General features: G+C 42.3%; 13 protein-coding genes. 7 read left to right on the top strand and 6 right to left on the bottom strand.

Annotated elements, in window-relative coordinates; all coding sequences use genetic code 11:
- The first annotated feature begins 110 nt into the window (after positions 1-110).
- The 7 genes from WCK19_RS10480 (at position 111) to WCK19_RS10450 (ending at position 9,732) form a co-directional block, all read left to right on the top strand.
- The gene (locus tag WCK19_RS10480) at positions 111-410 is read left to right on the top strand and encodes an acylphosphatase (protein WP_342397325.1); all 300 of its coding nucleotides are present in this window, start codon (positions 111-113) and stop codon (positions 408-410) included.
- 243 nt (positions 411-653) lie between these two features.
- Positions 654-3,983 carry a tetratricopeptide repeat protein gene (locus WCK19_RS10475; protein WP_342397324.1) on the top strand — a complete coding sequence of 1,110 codons (3,330 nt, stop codon included), beginning with the start codon at positions 654-656 and terminating at the stop codon, positions 3,981-3,983.
- Between the two features lie 52 nt (positions 3,984-4,035).
- Positions 4,036-5,007: a diadenylate cyclase CdaA gene (gene cdaA, locus WCK19_RS10470; RefSeq protein WP_342397323.1), complete on the top strand. Its 972-nt coding sequence runs from the start codon at positions 4,036-4,038 to the stop codon at positions 5,005-5,007.
- Between the two features lie 11 nt (positions 5,008-5,018).
- The gene (locus tag WCK19_RS10465; RefSeq protein WP_342397322.1) at positions 5,019-6,422 is read left to right on the top strand and encodes a CdaR family protein; all 1,404 of its coding nucleotides are present in this window, start codon (positions 5,019-5,021) and stop codon (positions 6,420-6,422) included.
- 198 nt (positions 6,423-6,620) lie between these two features.
- Positions 6,621-8,045 (top strand): DUF4388 domain-containing protein, encoded by a 1,425-nt coding sequence (locus tag WCK19_RS10460; protein ID WP_342397321.1) that lies wholly within the window; start codon positions 6,621-6,623, stop codon positions 8,043-8,045.
- 13 nt (positions 8,046-8,058) lie between these two features.
- Positions 8,059-8,502: a cyclic nucleotide-binding domain-containing protein gene (locus WCK19_RS10455; RefSeq protein ID WP_342397320.1), complete on the top strand. Its 444-nt coding sequence runs from the start codon at positions 8,059-8,061 to the stop codon at positions 8,500-8,502.
- Between the two features lie 60 nt (positions 8,503-8,562).
- Positions 8,563-9,732: a histone deacetylase gene (locus WCK19_RS10450; protein WP_342397319.1), complete on the top strand. Its 1,170-nt coding sequence runs from the start codon at positions 8,563-8,565 to the stop codon at positions 9,730-9,732.
- A gap of 3 nt (positions 9,733-9,735) precedes the next feature.
- Here the strand turns inward: WCK19_RS10450 and WCK19_RS10445 are convergent, their stop codons facing one another.
- The 6 genes from WCK19_RS10445 to WCK19_RS10420 all read right to left on the bottom strand — a co-directional run bounded on the left by WCK19_RS10445 (position 9,736) and on the right by WCK19_RS10420 (position 17,164).
- The gene (locus tag WCK19_RS10445; protein WP_342397318.1) at positions 9,736-10,827 is read right to left on the bottom strand and encodes a caspase family protein; all 1,092 of its coding nucleotides are present in this window, start codon (positions 10,825-10,827) and stop codon (positions 9,736-9,738) included.
- Between the two features lie 240 nt (positions 10,828-11,067).
- Positions 11,068-11,598 (bottom strand): gamma carbonic anhydrase family protein, encoded by a 531-nt coding sequence (locus WCK19_RS10440; protein ID WP_342397317.1) that lies wholly within the window; start codon positions 11,596-11,598, stop codon positions 11,068-11,070.
- 15 nt (positions 11,599-11,613) lie between these two features.
- Entirely contained in the window at positions 11,614-12,282 is a 669-nt protein-coding gene (gene plsY, locus WCK19_RS10435) for a glycerol-3-phosphate 1-O-acyltransferase PlsY (RefSeq protein WP_342397316.1), read from the bottom strand.
- A gap of 19 nt (positions 12,283-12,301) precedes the next feature.
- A complete protein-coding gene (gene der / locus WCK19_RS10430; protein WP_342397315.1) occupies positions 12,302-13,669 on the bottom strand; it encodes a ribosome biogenesis GTPase Der in 1,368 nt (455 codons plus the stop codon).
- A 218-nt stretch (positions 13,670-13,887) separates the two neighbouring features.
- Entirely contained in the window at positions 13,888-15,150 is a 1,263-nt protein-coding gene (locus WCK19_RS10425) for an EAL domain-containing protein (protein ID WP_342397314.1), read from the bottom strand.
- Between the two features lie 286 nt (positions 15,151-15,436).
- Positions 15,437-17,164, bottom strand: a complete 1,728-nt coding sequence (locus WCK19_RS10420) for an EAL domain-containing protein (protein ID WP_342397313.1) — start codon at positions 17,162-17,164, stop codon at positions 15,437-15,439.
- Positions 17,165-17,185 lie beyond the last annotated feature (21 nt).

Raw genomic sequence — 17,185 nt, 5'->3', positions numbered from 1 at the left:
TTATTGCATGTATTTTCTACTACAAATTTATAGTTTAAAATGGATAATAAATGTAACCAGTTGCTAGGGGAAATTCTGGCACGATGAATAAATAGCAGGAAGGCAAAAAAATGAATGATGAAACCTCGCAGAAGCGAAATTTGAGAGCGCAAGTGCATGGGCGGGTGCAAGGGGTAGGCTATCGCCAGTTTGTTTTATACCACGCTGCAAAACTTGAACTAACCGGATGGGTTCGCAATAATCGCTTTGACCACACAATGGTAGAGCTTGAAGCAGAAGGATATAAAGCCCACCTTGAGAATCTACTCGATTTGTTGTACACCGGTCCAACTCCCTCCAGAGTACGCGAAATTAGCATTGACTGGAGTGATTTTACTGGAACTTATCACGGTTTTGAAGTGAGATATTGAGCTAACGATGCAACTTTTAAGTTTAATGGAAAGCGGCACAAGCCCTTTGAAGAATCAGGAAAACTATTCTAGAAAGAAGATTTGAAATAACGCTAAAATTTGTGGTGCTTGTGCCTTTTCATGCCTTTACACTTGATGCTATAATTAAATTACTAGAATTATGTTGAGCAGATAATTAATATTGCCCGGATACAATGAAATTTCCGCGCCACACTGCCGCGACTGCAAGGTTGGGATTAAAATATGGCTGAAAACAGGCAAATATTCGATGAAGCTATGTCGCGTGGGCGCGAGTTCCGGGATAAAAACCAATGGGACCAAGCTCTACGCGAATACTATCGTGCTGCTACCGAATTCAAGAAAGATTTGGATGCTCGGTATGGAGTTGCTCTTTCTTTACTACAAATGGGTAGAGTAGAGCAAGCACTGATTCAGTTTGAGCCTCTCGCCAAATTACGGGCGAAAGACCCTAGTATTTTACGAGGCTATGCCGAATCTTTGGCAAAGCTTGAACGCATTGAAGATGCAATAGCTATATTCTTTCGTTTACGTGATATAGCCCGTGAAAATAATCAATCGGTTGTACAGATTGAAGCACTCAGCGATATTATTGCATTAGATGAAAATCGCACTGAAGCTTATTATGACATTATCGAAATCTATGTAAATCAAGGCGATAATCCTTCGGCAGCAGCAGTTGGGGTTGAACTTGCGAAATACTATATTCGCAAAACTGATAATACGCAAGCACTTGAGATACTTAACGATGTTTTAAAGCTTGACTCGAATAACAAGGATGCCCCAACTCTAATAAATCAGCTTGAAGGCGGAAACCGGATAGAAATTAGTACCGCCGACCTGCCCTCATTAGATGACTTGCCTGTGTTTAGCGAGACATTTGAATCTCCTGCGCTTGAACCCATTCCCCCAACTCCGGTTGTACAACCTGAGCCGTCGGTTGAAATAATGCCAGTTTCGGATGCGACCAAACTAATAACAGATGCCGAATTATATCTTGAACGCGGAGAAGCAGGTCTTGCAATCCGCCATTATGAAATGGCTATTGAGGCAGGGGCTGACCGCGCTGATGTTTATTACAGCCTCGGTCAACTTTATATTCAGGAACATCAATTTGAACAAGCCATTCCAAACCTTACCAAAGCTGCCAAAGATTCTGATTATGCTGCATCTGCTTATTTTTCGCTTGGACAGGCTCATGAAGGTATAAATCAATATGACCAAGCGGTTAAAGCTTATGAATTTGCATTAAGCAGCATTGACCTCTCTAATATTGATGAGAACTCCGTTGACGAATTGGTGGACATGTATGAGATTACCGCTGATACTTATGAGAAGAAAGGCGATATACCCGGCGCAACTCTTCTTTACCAGAGGTTGGCAGATTTCATTCGCGAGAATAATTTCAAAACCGAAAAAACTGGGCTTGCCCTTGTCAGAGCGCGTGAACTGAACCCGCCAGTTGCGCCAAAGTTTGTGCCGGAAGAACCGATAGTAAGTAGTACAACCACTACCAATTTGGGGCAAGAAAGCAAATTTGGCGAAGAGTTGCTTGATACTTCCCAAATTCCGGGTTATAGCGCTACAATTACTTTCTCCAAACCTAGCCAGAATCCGGACGAGGAAGATTTTGAAACGTTATCAGATGAGGATAACGAGCCTGCTAAAACTGTTGCTGCAGAAGACTCCGGTAGAAAGCTGCAAATTCTTTCAGTATTCCCTACCGGACTAATAAATCTCGATATAAATCAATATGCGGGTCCATATCTTCGGGCAGCAGAAGAGTTTATGAAGCGGGATTTATTGCAAGCGGCAATAGATGCTTCACATGAGCTTATACGCTATTTCCCGAATTATCTGCCCGCACAAGCCATTCTGGCTGAAATCTTTATTAAAAAGGGTTGGCTTGAACATGCGCGTGTAAAATATCAGTTTATTGTTGATCTCTATAACTTGCGTAACGATTCTGAAAAATCAATCTGGTCATTTCGGCGGTTGGCTACTATCAGCCCACAAAATATGGCACTGCGCGGAAAACTCGCCAACCTCTTGATGACCAATGGTTTTAAGGAGGAAGCCGCAGAATTATTACTCGATAGTATTGAAGGCGCTATCCGTAGTGGACAACTTGATCGCGCCCTCGAAGAATGTCGCAAGTTGCGAAGCCTTGCGCCTAGTAGCGCTCCAATTAGGCTAAAATACGGTGAGTTGCTTAACCAACTTGAGCGACATAATGAAGCTCTTGCCGAATTTAGACGCGCCCTTGAACTAGAGCCGTATAATTTACGAGCTTTATGCTTGCTTAACATAACTATTTTTATTACAGATCAAGGCGATGTTCGTTGGACAAGCTTCAAAAGTGTGCTGGATGTAATTGGGCAGGATAAGACTATCCGCGAAAAAGTGATTGCGGAATATAGGCAAGCCCAAATAGTATTCAACAACCCCGGCATTAGCTATGCCATTGGCTGTTTGTATATTGAATCGCAACTATGGCAACTTGCTATACGTTCATTAGAGGAGACAATACGTTCTTCTTCCGGCTCTCTCTCAAATCGCGATTATGAATTGCTGGCTAGTTGGGAATTGGGGCAAATCTATCTTGATAAAAGCCGATATGCCGATGCAGTAGAAGCTCTTAGCAAGGTGGTTTCTTATATGGATAAAGTGGACGTGCAAAATTTTGCGCCTTCTAATTTCCGATATGGCTCTATACCTTCGCAATCTGTCATTTATCGTAAATTGGCAAAGGCTTTTGGCGCACAAGGACAATCAGAGTATGCAATTAAAGCGTTGCGAACCGTCAAACGTTTGTTGCCTTATGAAAGAGACGTTTATTTTCAACTGGCAGAGCTATTTTTCGAGCAGGGACAATTGCCGGATGCATTAGCAGAATTAGGCGAACTGGCTGACCATTTTGAGAAGCTTAATCAAGTTGAAAATATGATTGATGTACTCAAGGAAATGGAGCGTATTGCCCCTAACCGAATTGAAGTGAGGGACAAGCTTAGCCAAGTATATTTGCAGCGTGGTATGACCGAACAGGGGATGGCTGAACTCGAGGAACTGGCAGAGTTGCAGCGTAAAAACGGGCGTATGAAAGATGCGGTACGCAGCTTGCAAAAAGGTGCTGAAGTTTACATGATGATGAATAATCAGCAAAAAGCTTATGACCTTTATGACCGGATTGTACGCATTGCTCCTGCTGATATTGAAGCTCGCCAGCAATTGGTAAATATTCATATTTTGGCGGGACGGCTCAAAGATGCAATCGAAGAACAGCGCACTATTGCCCAAATTTGCCTTCAAAACGGTAATCCTCAAGAAGCTATCGGCGCACTTCATCAGGTTATTGCGCTAACACCCGATGATACCCGTGCTTACTTTACCTTGGCGGATGTTCTGAAAAATGTAAACAGATTCGGGGAAGCCTACCGCTTATACGGGCAAATATTAAAACGTGAACCGACAAATGAAAGAGCAAAAAATTTACAGGAACAGGCTAAGCAGAAGGCTGTAGAAGTCGGGCAACTTGGGCAAGAACAAGTTAAATGATTCGTTTGATTTTATACTAGCCCGTTCGCTTCGGCTTCGGATTTGAGAATGCATGGACGCACTGTTGGGATTGCTGGCAAGCCTTTTTTCTAGGCTTGACTTGGTGGCAGCCATTGAAATTATAATAGTAGCTCTGTTAATTTATGGGCTGCTATCGCTGCTACAGGGTACACGCGCTCTGGTATTAATGCGAGGAGCGATTATCCTAATAGTTTCTTTATTGATAATCGTCAATATCTGGCCATTTCAGGTATTGCGTTTTTTGGTTATAAATTCCTTACCGGCTATTTTGGTTGCTATTCCGGTAGTTTTTGCCCCTGAAATACGACGCGCCCTTGAGCAAATCGGGCATACCAGTGATTGGTTCAATCGCCCTCTTACCCAACGAACTGAAAACGCCATCCGTCTAATGATTTCGGAAGTGGTCAAAACCTGTTACACTTTAAGTTCGCAACAATGGGGCGGACTATTTGTAATAGAGCGCGGTACCGGTTTACAGGATGTCATAACTAAAAGTCACGGGGTTTTGGTAGAAGGTCTAGTCTCCGAACAACTATTGGTTAATATTTTTGTCCCAAATACTCCTTTGCATGATGGCGCGGTGATTATAAGAGGTGACCAAATTGTGGCAGCAGCCGCGATTTTACCGCTCACCGATAATACCAGTATTCAGCAACATTACGGAACAAGACACCGGGCAGCACTGGGGATTAGCGAAAATAGTGATGCAGTAGCAATAGTTATAAGTGAGGAAACCGGAACTGTTTCGGTGGCTGTTTCTGGCAGACTTCATAGCAACTTGAAGCGGGAAGAGTTAACCGACATGCTAATTGCTTTGCTGGTAGCTAACCGAGGACAAGATAGCAAGCGGCGAATACGTCAGGTTTCCAACTCAACGCTGGCTTCGTTGACACATTTTTTTTCGAAGGAATTAACCGGAGAAGGTGACCCCGAAGCTACGGCTAACACCCCTAACAACATCCAATCCAAAATTGCTTCCAAGACTACAAAAAAAAGCGGGTAATTTCTCTTCCTATGGACTTTCTAACTGGTTTCAAAAATTTCAAACTTGGACGCTTAGCTCTTGCATTGATATTAGCGTTATTTGTATGGGGATATGTAAGTTTGACAGTGTACCCGGAACAGACCAATACTTACGATGGTATTCCTGTGGAAGTTCGCAATCCTTCCGCAACCAACCTTATTGTTCGCAATACTAATATAAAAGAATCTGTTACAGTAACCGTAAGTGGACCACGAGATAAGCTAACCAGTATCACTTCAAGTTCTCTAAAGCCTTTTGTCGATCTTACCAAGCTTACCAAACCAACAACCGACCAGTTCAAAATGGAGTTGCGTGTTCCCGATGGGGTGCGCTACAGTATAAAACCTGAAAAGATTGAAATTCAGGTTGAGGAAATAAAAATCTCGAATCTCAAAGCGGAAGTTCAGCCAGTAGGTGAAGTGTCGCCTGATTATACACTCAGCGATATTAAGATTACGCCAGCAATGATAGAGATATCCGGACCTGACAGTCAGGTAGCACAAGTGAAACGTGCAGTGGCACGTGTAGATGTTTCAAATCGGAACTTATCGTTGGTGGCACGTACCACCGGTATCGTATTGCTCGGCGCAAATGATATAGAATTAAAACTGGATCAGGTAAGAGTTAATCCAGATACGGCAACGGTAGATATAAGAGTAAATCCGAATTTCCAGAATAGAGATGTACCTATCCGGGTAACGACAGTCGGGCAACCCGCTTTGGGTTATGTTGTTGGCTCAGCCTCTCGCGACCCTCAATTTGTAACTATTTTTGGCGAGCCTAATATAATAAGCCAGATTAATTATATCGAAACAGAACCGGTAGATGTGAATGGCGCAAACAGCGATATTGTGCTTGACGTTGCTTTGGTGCAACCAAAGAATGTATTAGTCTCCGCCGATAATAAACGCGCCAAAGTACGGATTGCTATTTTACCGTTAGATTTTTCGACCAGTTTGGAATATCAAGTACAACAAATTAATATTGGTCCCGGCTTGCGCTATGATATTACACCGAGCCTTGTTACTATAACTCTTAGCGGACCTTATAAGGTATTCCAAGACTTACAACAAAAACAATTCAAACTGGAAGAAGTTAAGGTAGAGGTAAATCTGGAAGGTAAGGGAGTTGGAGTATATTCGGATATGCCTGTTAAGATAACTGCGCCGGATGGTCTTAAAGTTATAAACTCTCCCACTGTTACGGTTAGAATAGTACCTCAGCCTACGGCAACGCCTATTCCCACTTTGCCTCCTTTTACACCTACTCCTTCGGTATCTCCAACAACCGAGCCTTCCAAGACTACCGTAATTGCAAGCAGTACAATCGGTACTACTGCTGCTCCCTCACCTACAACCCCGCCTGTTACTCACTCACCTACAACTCGTACTTGAAATACCAATTACAAGTTAAGAAATATTAGTTCTATTAAAAGAGGGGTTTTAATACTCCTTAACTAAGCGGTTCGAGCAGTTCGGTTTATGCAAGCAATGTATCTTGACATATTATTTAGGGTTGCCTACAATTGGGAAGATTTGCTGTGACATTTATATTATGGGTATCCGAGACAGAAAATCAGAAAATCTCATCAAATGTCCGAAACACGTTCCAATTCATTTTCCATAATTGAATTGCTGCAATATATTCTCCGGCATTCCGAATCAGGATGTTTAAGTTTTGAGGAAAACGGCGCGAGTATTGCTGAGCTTTTTTTTAAGCAAGGTCATCTTATACATGCTTCCAATGATAAAGTCACTGGCGATGATGTAGTTTACCAGTTGCTAGGCAATCGTTCGGCACGGATACATTGGGATAAGAAATTAACGCCCGAATCTGAATCCGTAACCAAAACCGATGAGCTTCTCTTATTAGGCGCATTGGGTTTATTAACTGAGGATGATGCTGAAAGTGCCTTACAAGCTGTTAACGAAGAAACTAATCGCTTGATGGCTTATACCTTTGAAGCCGTTGAAGCGAATACCAGCATAGATGAACCAATTACAAATCGAACAAAAATAACACCGCAACCGCAAGTTGTACCTGAATCACCAATTGTAGCGCCATCTCCTCTAAATCCGATATTATCTGCAAATTCACAAGCAATTGAGCAATTGGGGCAACTCCAATTTCTACTCGGTGATGAAGTTTTGCGCCCGCCCCGCTTCAGGAGGTGGAGTGGCTTTCCGCTTCCTTTTGTTAGCGCCTTTGTATTAAAAGATTCGCCGGATTGGCGTGTGGTTCGCAATGTACTTGATTTAGTTTGGCGCGAAAAGTTCTCAGGTTTCTTGACAATAATTACAGCAAACCCACTGATTGAAGCGGTTGTAATCCTATACAAGGGTCGGGTTGTGCATAGCCGTTATGCCGACAATCGCGCGATTCATAAAGATCAAGGAGCTTTGCGCCGTATTGTAGATGTTACAGTTTCTCCGAACGAACGTAACCCTATTTTGCTATACCCGCTTGAAGCTGATTTCATCCATAGCTATACCGCTTTGATAATGGGTGACAAGTTGCTGGATAGCTTTAGCAGCACCAGTATGAAAATAAACAAACTTTTAAATACTCTTGAACATAGCCAGCATACGGGGGTAGTTCATATAACCAATCTTACCGAAAGCGGTTACATATTCCTCAATGGGGGGCAGAAACTCGGCAGTTATTATGAAATGGATGATGTGCTGGAAGAATCAATTGTGCGAGTTTATCAGATTGTTAGCAAACCCGGTAGCATGATTGACGTTATAACCAGCCCACCCGAAAACAAAATGTTTGAAGTATCTAACCGTCCCAAATCTGTGGCAGAAATCAAACAACAGATGATAGCCGTTGCCAACGAAGTTTTGGGCAAACGTGCCAACCGGGTAGTCAATTTACTATCTCAAGCCGAAGATAATACACCAAGCCTCAAAACATATGCCAATCAATCCCGGCTTGTCACCCAAATGTTTATAGACAAAAATCTGGCTGACCAACTTTATGAGCGTTTTTTGTTTTTGATACAAGAGCTAGGTTAGAGCAGGGTAAAATATGGATAATGAATATTTGATAGAGAACCTTAAAAAAGTACCGATTTTGGCGGCATTGAAACATGAACACCTTGATATGTTAGCCAAATTATCTGCCACCCGCAACTTTAAAAAGGGGGAGATAATCATCAAGCAGGGAGACCCCGGTTCAGGTTTGTTTGTGATTTTGAGTGGTTCTGTTTCAGTATCCAACAAAAATCGTCCGGGATTGTCCGATAACATGTTAAATGAATTAGGACGAGGGGATTTTTTTGGGGAGATGTCGTTGATAGATGGTTACCCACGCAGCGCAACTTGCACGGCAGCTATCGAAACTCAGGTGGTGGAATTAAATCGCTGGGTCTTTCTTGATGTTCTAAGGAGAGAGCCTAGTATCGCTGTTGCCATGCTGCCGGTTTTATGCCGCCGTATTCGCACGCTAGAAGAGCAGAAAACCAAACGATAATTTACTTTGTAAGGGCAGGCGTTTAAATTTTCCTGCCCTTTTTATATTACCGGAAAGCAAATGTTACCAGTCGGGTTAGTTTATTCGTCCAGTTTTGAAGCCCACAATCCGGGTTTGATTCGGATTGAAGGCAAGCATTTATACCATGAAGTAGAAGGTCAAAATTATCTAGACCAGTTCTATACTATGGATAAAATCAAATACCCCTATTCCTACCAGAACCCCACCCATCATCCCGAAATGTCATGCCGTGCCACCGCTGCTTATAACGCTCTTGTCAATTCAGGATTAGCCCAACACATGTTATTGCGAGAACCTAGTTCGGCTAATATTGCAGACTTAATTGAAGCACACGATATGAACTATATCAAACAAGTGCAATTAGCAGATGGGTTTTTGGCGGAAGCTACCTACTTAAACCGCGAATCTTATCAAACAGGACTGCTATCGGCGGGCGCTGCTCTAACGGTCAGTGCAGATTTGCTAAACGGTGTGCTAAGTAGCGCTCTATGCCTTAGCCGCCCACCCGGTCATCATGCTGGACGAAAGAATGCCGGAGGATTCTGCCTATTCAATAATGCCGCTATTGCCGCCAAGTATTACTTGAAGCAACTCGGTATAGAGCGGGTGATGATTCTTGATTGGGATTTACATCATGGCAATGGCACTCAAAATATTGTTTCAGACGACTCGCGCATTCTTTTCTGCTCACTTCACCAATTCGGACCGGAACTTTACCCGGAGTCAGGCGATGTCCACGAAATCGGCAAATACGGCAATATCATAAATCTACCTCTGCCAGCCAAAATTACCGATGGTGAATTTCTATCAGTATTTAAGCGGGTTGTACCAATTCTAGTGGAACAATGGTGTCCGCAAATAATAATCGTTAGCGCGGGTTTTGACGGGCATTTTAATGATATTAACCATATATATCTGTATGACCCCGGCGCAGGCTTTAACCTTACACCTCAACTTTATCATACCCTTACCGGAATTGTAGCCTGTACAGCCCAAGATATTGGCGCAAAATACCTGATTTTGCTAGAAGGCGGGTATGATTTGGACAATTTGGGAAATTCCATTTCCAATGTAGCCGCCGCGATGCTGAAGTTGCCGCCTATAGTCTGGCAATCTCTACCGCTAGGGTTGGAATGCTACGAGGGGTTCGAGGTGGAAAGTTATATTGCAGAATTAAACAAATCTCATCAAGGCAAATGGAAATTTTAGAAACTAAACCTGTGCAAGGGCATCTTCCAATGTCATAAAATCAAGTTTGATGCGGCGAAGGTAATCTGAAAGTTCTTGAGCAAGCTCGTTGCGACTGATAATCAAGCCGTGAGTTATTTCCCCCATAGTTTTCAAACGCTCAACCTGATTGGCGAATTGCTGCGCCTGTAATTCGCTCCAAGCCACCTTTCCATTATCCAGCGCCAATACTTCAATAACCGCACGAGTGAAAGCTACAGTTATTTCTGCACGCAACCTCCCGGTTTTTTGTTCAAAGCGATTTGTATTATTAAACCTATAACCATTGCGTTGCAAGGCTATTTTCACCTCACGAGTAAATTCTTCCGATTCGGACGCTACCCGTATTAAAGGCAAGTCATCCATCAATTCGCTAAGATAATTTAACATCTGGCTGTGTTCTGCCCAATATGTATCCAGCAGTTCTCGCAACTGGTTAGTTACATAGCTTTGAATTGTGCTTACCCTTAACCAACCATCCGATTCTGGGGGTTGCTTCAATGCTTTGAACAGGCTGTAGCTAAAAGGACTATGATTTAGCATATGCAATTGGTCAATAATCTCGCTGCTGATAATCGAACCGATAGTAAAATAGTTGGGGCTTTCCGACAATTTTACCCGGCGCACCAAGGCACTACGCTCTCCGCTGTACGCCATATCAAGAGCCAGTACCAGATTATGTGTATAACTACCGGAAAAATATGCAGCAATATTATCAAGGCGAAGCATACTGGCAAGGTCTGGAATACCCCAATGATTGATACGACCATCGCTAGGAATTAGAAAGAGGCGATCTTGTGGGTCAAGTCCACAATGACCAGCAAAATAAAGTAAAACCAAGTCATCTGGTTCGGGCTTTATATCATAGAAAAGACGCTTAAGCGCGTCTATTAGACCGGAAAGAGTAGTTTGTGCGGGTTTGGTTAGAAGTTCAACCTTATCAAACGCTCCATGCACGGTGTCGAGAAGGATTTCAGACATGGCACGGGCATCTGCGCTGGCAAATTCCAGCGAATTCCAGCCTTCCGGTAAGTTATCGTAATCATCTATACCGACGCAAATTGCGTAGCGACCCATCGTAAAACCTAACCTTGTGAGTCAAATGTCCCAATTACTAATACCCAACCTGTTAGCGACTCACTAAAATCGTTAATAAGCGTGATTATAACACAGCTATTTCAATCATCAAATATAAATCTATGAATTTATTGATTTGCAAATTCGGAAAGTGGGTACAGTCGGAAAGTCTGACGGGGCTTTTATCCCTTTCCTTTTAGAGGTCTTCTAAATATGTCCGATGCCAAAAAAAGTGAGTTATTAGGAAATTCTATCAATACCTTTAGCTAAATATGCGTCTCTTAAATGGGTGTATTCTTTCCAGTTTTCTTCAACTTGCTTCCTACTCTGACCACTCAGTTCTTTTTTGACCTGAGCCGGAATTCCAGCAGCCAGATTCCATGCTGGGATTTTTGAACCAATTGTCACCACAGAATTTGCCGCTACCATAGCACCTTCACCAACCACTGCTTTACTTAGCACGGTAGCATTCATACCAATAACTGCATTCTTCTCAATAATACAGCCTTCTAGCACCGCGCTATGCCCGATAGTTACACATGCGCCAATAGTAGTGGGCGGGTCGTCATCGTTGGTATGCACCACCGTGTTATCCTGAACATTCGCATTTTCCCCGATGATGATGCGGTTATTATCAGCACGTAGCACCACACCAAACCAGATACTTGCCCCATTTTCAATCACTACATCCCCGATTAAGGTAGCGTTTGGAGCAATAAAAACATTTTCGCCTATCTGTGGACGATTGCCGTTGTACTCAATTAACCACATATTCAGACCTCTTTATTAATGGGTAGGATTCTGTTCAGAAGATGATTTTACATTGGAGGCTTTATCTCCAAGTTTACGCTCGGTACCGTTTAGCAATCTGCTAATATTATCGCGGTGCATCCAGATAACCAAGGCGGCTGAAACAATAGAAAAACCTAAATAGCGAGAATCTAAGTTGACCGCAAATATTGCTACCACTGTGAATATAACGGCGAAAATTGAGCCTACAATCGAACCTAAAGAGACATAGCGGGTAATAAGGATTGTAGGAAAGGTGACAAGGAATGTCAATATCCAGATAAACGGAGATACTACCAACAATTCGCCAACGCCTACAGCCACGCCACGCCCACCCTTGAAGCCAATCCAGACGGGGAAATCATGCCCCAACATACAAGCTAAAGCCGCCAGCATGCGTACCCACGGCAACCAATTGTTGGGCGCATCGGTGAAATACAATACCGGTAGCCATACCGCAATTCCACCTTTGAGGGCATCAATGAGAAATACAGAGAGGGAGATTTTCCAACCAAGCGTTCGCAAAGTATTGGTCGCGCCAGTTTTGCCGCTACCAAACTGACGCACATCTATATTTTTCAACCACCTGCCTAATATTAATCCGGTGGGAATAGAACCGAGCAGGTATCCCACCAGCAAAAAAAGCAAAAAAAGCAGCCAATCCATAATGCACTAACCTGTGGTGTTAATCATCTGAGTCATCGCGACCACGGAAAATCATTTTAAGAGGAGTGCCTTCAAAGCCAAATGCTTCACGAATTTTATTTTCAAGATAACGCTGGTACGAGAAATGCACCTGTTTAGCGTCATTTACCGAAAATACAAATGTAGGTGGGTCAACTTCCACCTGTGTCACATATAATAGCTTTAGCCATTTTCCGGGCTTAGAAGCGGGACTATGCGCCGCTATTGCATCTCGCACCACCTTATTCAGGGTAGCGGTAGGGATTCGCTTGTGTCGTTCTTCCGCCACTGTAAGGGCAGCATCTAGAACTTTGTTGACACGTTGCCCAAATTTTGCGCTGATAAAAAGCATAGGGACGTATGACATGAAATCCAGTTGTTCACGTATTTTGGTAACATACTGGTTCATGGTAGTGTTATCCTTCTCAATTTTATCCCATTTGTTCACTACCAGCACGATTCCTTTACTTTCCTCAAGGGCATAACCGGCGATGTGGGCATCTTGCGCGGTAATTCCTTCACTGGCATCAACCACCAGCAGTACCACGTTCGAGCGGTTAATGGCGCGAAGAGTTCGCATTACGCTCCATTTCTCCACACCAATATCTATGCGACCGGGGCGGCGAATACCGGCAGTATCAATCAAGGTTACTGTCTTATCGCCAACTATAATTTCTGTATCAATGGCATCACGGGTTGTACCCGGCACATCCGAAACTATAACCCGTTCTTGTCCAAGCAACGAATTGAGCAAGCGGCTTTTTCCAACATTAGGACGACCTATTATGGCAATTCTAATTTGGGATTGTTCGATAGTCTCAGGTATCGGAGGTAGATTTTCAGCAATTGCATCGAGCAAATCGCCAGTGTTAGTGCCATGATAACTGCTAACCGGAATGGGGTCGCCGAGTCCAAGTTCGTAAAATTCGACTGAGTTCTGGCGACGCTCTTCACTATCGGCTCGATTAGCTGCGAGAATCACGGGCTTTTTGGTTCTTCTAAGAATATCGGCAATATCGCGGTCGGTAGAAGTCAAGCCAGTTTTTGCATCTACCATGAACACAATAACATCGGCTTCTTCAATTGCCACAGTTGCCTGAGCGCGGGTCTGACGTGCTATTTCACGAATAGAGTCTTCCCCTTTGGTTTCACTTTCCCTTTTTTGTTCATCTTCGGTTTCAAATTCGAGACCGCCGGTATCAATCAAGGTGAAATAACGCCCATTCCATTCACCGTCACCATAGAGTCGGTCACGGGTAGTGCCGGGTAAATCTTCAACAATTGCCAGTTTTTCGCCAATTACCCGGTTAAAAAAAGTGGATTTACCAACATTGGGGCGACCAACGATGGCAACGAGTGGTTTTGTCATTCTAGCTATTCTGCCACATGTGAGTTTTTCGATAATGTTCGTTAAAATAAGCCATTTATATTACGGCTTATTATGCCTTTAGCCAAAATTAAAGTCAAGTCAGCTAGAAATATTTATGAAAAATGGCATTGAGAATTGAGAGGGGTATTTACCATTGTTAGTTAAGAAACCTGTGCCATTATTTTCTGATAATTAGGCTTTGAATTAACTGTTTATATTTACCCCAGCACCTCTAAATCTGTGATTTTTGAACTTAGTGAATGTTTGCACTCTATATAATCTTCAATATATTTGCGGAAACTAGCGGAAGACATCGGCTTACCTAAGTAATAACCCTGTGCAATATCGCAACCCAACTGCTCAAGTAAAGTCAATTGTTCTTCAGTTTCGACTCCTTCCGCAACTGTATGCATACCCAATTGATGGGAAAGCTTTATAATAGAAGCGGTTATCGCTGCATTTTTAGATTCGGTGGTGATTTCCGAGACAAATGAGCGATCAATCTTAAGCTCATTAAAGGGGAAATATTTCAAATAACTTAGGGAGGAATAACCGGTACCAAAATCATCCATAGATAAGCCTACTCCGAGTGCAACCAAGGAACGCATGATTGCCAGCGAGCTTTCCACATTTTTAATTACAATGCTTTCAGTTATTTCAAGTTCAAGGTTTTCAGCGGGTAAGCTGTTACGATCTAACGCTTCTTGCACGACTTGATTTAGGCGGGCATGATTAAATTGGGAAGCAGAGACATTGACGGCGATTTTTAGTGATAATTTGTATTTGGACAGCCATTCCCGATTTTCTTGACAAGCCGCATTCAAAGTCCAACGCCAAATCGGCTCAATCAAGCCGGAAGCTTCCGCAACCGGTATAAATTGATCTGGCATTATTAACCCGCGATAGGGATGGTGCCATCTAAGTAAGGCTTCCGCGCCAACTAAATTTCCAGCCTTTATATTTACTTGAGGCTGGTAATATAATTCAAGTTCTTTTCGTTCAAGCGCACCACTTAATTCGGTGCGTAAAGAGAGAAATTGATTATCTCTTACACCCAATTCTTCATTTTTTAAAATGGTTTCCAGATTTTCTTTTTTGGAAAGGCGGGATTCAACCGCTGATAGTAATTCTGCTTTGGTAAAGGGCTTGGTAATAAAATCATCGGCTCCCAGATTCATTCCTTTTCTAAAGCTATTACGATCAGAGATGCAGGTTAAAAAAATGAAAGGGATTGACGAGGTTAAGGGGTTTTCCATCAGTTGTTCAAGTACGGTGAAGCCATCCATGTTGGGCATATTAATATCGCTTATGATTAGGTCGGGCAGCATTACCTGCGCCGTCTCCAACCCTGTCACCCCATTATCTGATTCCAAAACTTCGTAGTTACTATATTTTAAATAGGTTGCAATAATATAACGAATGTCATTTTCGTCTTCAATAATCAGTATTTTCTTTTTCGGCAGTTTGATACTATTGTTCATCCAGTAACACCTTTTTAAATATTCCCCACGATTTTTAATTATATCAATATAAACATTACGTAGCCGTTACGAATTTGCCTAAAAATTAGTGATTTTGTTTACTATATAAAATTAGAGTGGAAATTTCAATTCATGTAGGGAAGATTTTTAGATAATGGGTTTAAGAAAGTTGTCTCTAAGCTAGGTTCATTCTTTCTGCCTCAAGCGGAAATCCTATATATGTATAGAAATTTTTTGCAAATGGGGACTTTCAACTGAGGTATCGAAAGTCCTAGGATTTTTACCATTAATCAGATAAAGTTAGAGTTTTTTCGGTTTTCAATAATATCTCGAAAGCTAAGGCAGTAACGGGACGGCTGAACAGATAGCCTTGCATCTCATCACAGTTTTGTTGGGACAAGAAGCGTGCTTCAGATTCGTTTTCGACACCTTCAGCTATAATTTTTAGCCCTAGGTTATGTCCCAATTGGATAATTGATTTAGCTATAGATTGAGCCTCAAGGTCTTGCGATATATGTATTACGAAGGAACGATCAATTTTGAGTATATCGAAAGGCAATTGCCTCAAGTAGGAAAGAGAGGAATAACCGGTTCCAAAATCATCAATTGCAAGCATTATACCCAAAGTTTTAAGCTCATTCAGTGTTCGACTTACCGTGCCAAAATCCTTAACCAGAATAGTTTCGGTTAATTCCAACTCAAGATTATGAGGGTTGAGGGAACTCTCATTAAGGGTAGCTCTAATTTTCTGGCTCAGTAGAGGATCAGAAAATTGGCGGGCTGATATATTGACTGCAATTCGAAAATTAGCGGAATATTTGTCACACCATTCCTTAGCTCTCATACAGGATTCTCGAAAAATAAAATCGCCCAACGGGATAATCAAGCCAGTATCCTCGGCTATAGGTATAAATTTAATTGGTGAAATTATTCCTTCTTCCGGGTGTACCCAGCGAATCAAAGCCTCCGCTCCCACGATTTTACCTGTTTTAAGGTTTATTTGCGGCTGGAAATAAACCTCAAATTCGTTCCTCTCCAACGCCCGATGCATTGAAGCTTCGAGCTTAAGGCTTTCAAGAGATTTATTATGGATAAATGGGCTATAAAACTGGCTTCGATTTGAGCCTAATTTTCTGGCTTCTAATAATGCTTCTTCCGCCCTCCTCAAAACAATATCAAAATCATCGCCATCTTCTGGGTAAAAGGCAAATCCTATATTTGTATTTATATAAACTTCTTGGTCTTTTAGTTGGCATGGTTTGAAAGCTGTTTCGGCAATAATCGCAGAGAACTCCTCCATAAAATCTTTTGGTTGCGACAATGAGCTAAATAAAACCGCAAATTTATCATTATCAACACGGGCAAGAATGTAGCGCTGATCAAGCAAATCCTTCAACCGCTCCACCACAGTTCGAACTATTGTATCACTAGCTTCTTGACCTAAACTACTGTTTATTTCATTCAACCTTTCGATACTTAATACCAAAACCGGTAATGATAGCGTATCAGCATCAGTCAGATTTGCTACAGCATCTCTGAAAAGACTGTACATCTGGCGACTATTGGGTAAACCTGTCAGATTATCGAAAAGCAACAGGCGATCCATTTCTTCTTTTATTTCTGCCTGATATTTTTGTTTTCGGGTTTGTTGCTTCGACAGTTGGGTTCGGATAGCGTCTAGCACTTCTATGCGAGTAAAAGGTTTGGTTAGATAATCCTCTGCGCCTAAGCTCATCCCCTGCCTGAAATCGGCTTTAGAAGCTTTGGCTGTTAGGAAAAGGAAAGGTATTGTATCTGTAATAGCATCATTTCTAAGAGTGGCTAAAACCCCATAACCGTCCAATTCAGGCATCATAACATCACAAATTATCAAATCAGGCATTACTTGCTTGGCTTTTTCAACTCCGAGTTGCCCGTTTTCAGCATCAAACGCCTCGTATCCTTCGGCAAGCAGAAGTTCAACGAGGTTTGCTCGTACATGTTTTTCATCCTCTATTATCAGAATTTTAACCATAATTATCTTTTAAACCTTGTT

It is taken from the genome of Candidatus Chlorohelix sp. (genome assembly GCF_037138995.1).
Classification (GTDB): Bacteria; Chloroflexota; Chloroflexia; order Chloroheliales; family Chloroheliaceae; genus Chlorohelix.
The sequence above is the reverse complement of the archived record's forward strand: the minus strand, read 5'-3'. Positions and strand labels throughout refer to the sequence as shown.

Bases quoted from the DNA above. Each gene is read 5' to 3' on its own strand.
- WCK19_RS10480 (WP_342397325.1), top strand. From the start codon at position 111: ATGAATGATGAAACCTCGCAGAAGCGAAATTTGAGAGCGCAAGTGCAT.
- WCK19_RS10475 (WP_342397324.1), top strand. From the start codon at position 654: ATGGCTGAAAACAGGCAAATATTCGATGAAGCTATGTCGCGTGGGCGC.
- cdaA (WP_342397323.1), top strand. From the start codon at position 4,036: ATGGACGCACTGTTGGGATTGCTGGCAAGCCTTTTTTCTAGGCTTGAC.
- WCK19_RS10465 (WP_342397322.1), top strand. From the start codon at position 5,019: ATGGACTTTCTAACTGGTTTCAAAAATTTCAAACTTGGACGCTTAGCT.
- WCK19_RS10460 (WP_342397321.1), top strand. From the start codon at position 6,621: ATGTCCGAAACACGTTCCAATTCATTTTCCATAATTGAATTGCTGCAA.
- WCK19_RS10455 (WP_342397320.1), top strand. From the start codon at position 8,059: ATGGATAATGAATATTTGATAGAGAACCTTAAAAAAGTACCGATTTTG.
- WCK19_RS10450 (WP_342397319.1), top strand. From the start codon at position 8,563: ATGTTACCAGTCGGGTTAGTTTATTCGTCCAGTTTTGAAGCCCACAAT.
- WCK19_RS10445 (WP_342397318.1), bottom strand. From the start codon at position 10,827: ATGGGTCGCTACGCAATTTGCGTCGGTATAGATGATTACGATAACTTA.
- WCK19_RS10440 (WP_342397317.1), bottom strand. From the start codon at position 11,598: ATGTGGTTAATTGAGTACAACGGCAATCGTCCACAGATAGGCGAAAAT.
- plsY (WP_342397316.1), bottom strand. From the start codon at position 12,282: ATGGATTGGCTGCTTTTTTTGCTTTTTTTGCTGGTGGGATACCTGCTC.
- der (WP_342397315.1), bottom strand. From the start codon at position 13,669: ATGACAAAACCACTCGTTGCCATCGTTGGTCGCCCCAATGTTGGTAAA.
- WCK19_RS10425 (WP_342397314.1), bottom strand. From the start codon at position 15,150: ATGAACAATAGTATCAAACTGCCGAAAAAGAAAATACTGATTATTGAA.
- WCK19_RS10420 (WP_342397313.1), bottom strand. From the start codon at position 17,164: ATGGTTAAAATTCTGATAATAGAGGATGAAAAACATGTACGAGCAAAC.